This is a genomic window from Burkholderia sp. Tr-862 (assembly GCF_011753085.1).
In the GTDB taxonomy this organism is placed as follows: Bacteria; Pseudomonadota; Gammaproteobacteria; order Burkholderiales; family Burkholderiaceae; genus Burkholderia; species Burkholderia ambifaria.
In genome coordinates, this window is the sequence record NZ_VWWG01000359.1 from 1 (window position 1) to 1,589 (window position 1,589).

Annotated in this window: 1 protein-coding gene; it reads right to left on the bottom strand. The window is 70.8% G+C overall.

Annotation, left to right across the window (positions count from 1 at the left end):
* The coding region (locus tag F3J14_RS34825; RefSeq protein ID WP_247682364.1) for an ATP-binding protein at positions 1-1,273 on the bottom strand (1,273 nt) is incomplete at its 3' end.
* Positions 1,274-1,589: the final 316 nt, after the last annotated feature.

The window sequence follows — 1,589 nt, forward strand, 5'->3', positions numbered from 1 at the left end:
TCGACGCAGCAGCGGCGTGACCATTCGCGCCGCCAGCAGCGCGCCCGTTGCCGCCCGCCGCGCGCGGCGTGACATCGGACAGCTCGATCTCGCCGCCCAGGCGCACGGCCGCGCTGAACGCGAGGTACAGGCCGACTCCGTGTCCGCCCTGCGTGCTGTCGACCGGCATCGCGCCGAGCGATTCGCGCAACGCGGCCGGAATGCCCGGGCCGTCGTCGCGTACTTCGAATTCGATCTGGTCGGCCGCCCGCTCGTTGTGCGCGAGCTTCGCGGCCAGCGTCACGCGATGCGGGCTCGCCCGCGCGGCGTTGTCGAGCAGGATCGTCAGGATCTGGCCGGCCGCGACCGTGTCGTCGAGCGCGACGCCCGACGGGCGGGCACCAAGCAATTCGAACTGCACGTGCGGATGCCGCAGGCGCCAGTGCTCGACGAAGGTATCGAGCCAGTCGTCCACCGGCTGGCGGCTCGCCGGCGCGCTCGCGCGGCTGCGCAGGCGCGCGAGCGCCGACGTGCAGAGCGTCATCTGCTCTTCCAGCACCTTCAGGTCGGCCTCATAGCGCGCCAGCCCCGGATCGGCGCGTGCCGCGTCGCGCAACTCCTCCGCGAGCATCGCGATCGTCGACAGCGGCGTGCCCATCTCGTGTGCGACGGTCGCGGCCTGCACGCCGAGCGCGACCGCGCGCTCGTCGCGCAGCAGGTGCGCCTGCGCTTCGCCGAGCGCCGAATCGCGCTGGCGCAGCGCGTTCGACATGCGCGCGACGAACCACGCGATCAGCCCGACGCTGACCATGAAGTTCACCCACATCCCGGTGCGGTAGTAGTCGAACAGGTTCGCCGGGTTATCCATGTTGAGCGGCACCGAATCGAAGCCGAGCGCCGCGTAGCAAGCGACCGCGAACGCCGCGAGCCAGATCATCAGGTGCCACGGCAGCACGGCCGCCGCGATCGCGAGCGACGGCAGGTACAGCGACACGAACGGGTTGGTCGTGCCGCCCGACAGGAACAGCAGCGCCGACAGCGCACCGAGGTCGACCCACAGCTGGCCGAGCAGCTCGAAATCGGTCTCGGGCCGCGCGCGCAGCACGCGCACCCAGGTCAGCGCGTTGAAAACGATTTCGAGCGCAATGACCATCAGCATCGCCGGCAACGGCAGATGCACGCCGAAATAGGTCTGCACGACGCCGATCGTCACGAGCTGGCCGATGATCGCGAGATTGCGCAGCCAGAACAGGTGACTGAGGTTGACGCGCCCGGTGGTGGTGATTCGTTGCATCCGAGCAGTTTACCCGTTTAGCGCGCGGCGCCTCTACCGGGGGCCGGATCGTGGCGGACGTACGCACGCACGAATGCACGACTGGACGGCCGGACGGCCGGACAAGCCGGCGTCTCGGCCGGTTGTACGAGCCTGCGCCGTTAGTCGGCCGCACCGGCCATGCGCTGAGCGATCTCGTCGGCGAGGCACTCGGGGCACCGGCAGCGCGTGCCGGCCGCCGGCGGCGCGCCGCCGGGCACGACCGGCATCGGCGCGCACCAACAGTCGAACGGCTGGGTACGGGCGCCGCAGTCGAAGCCGCGCCCGCAGTTCGGGC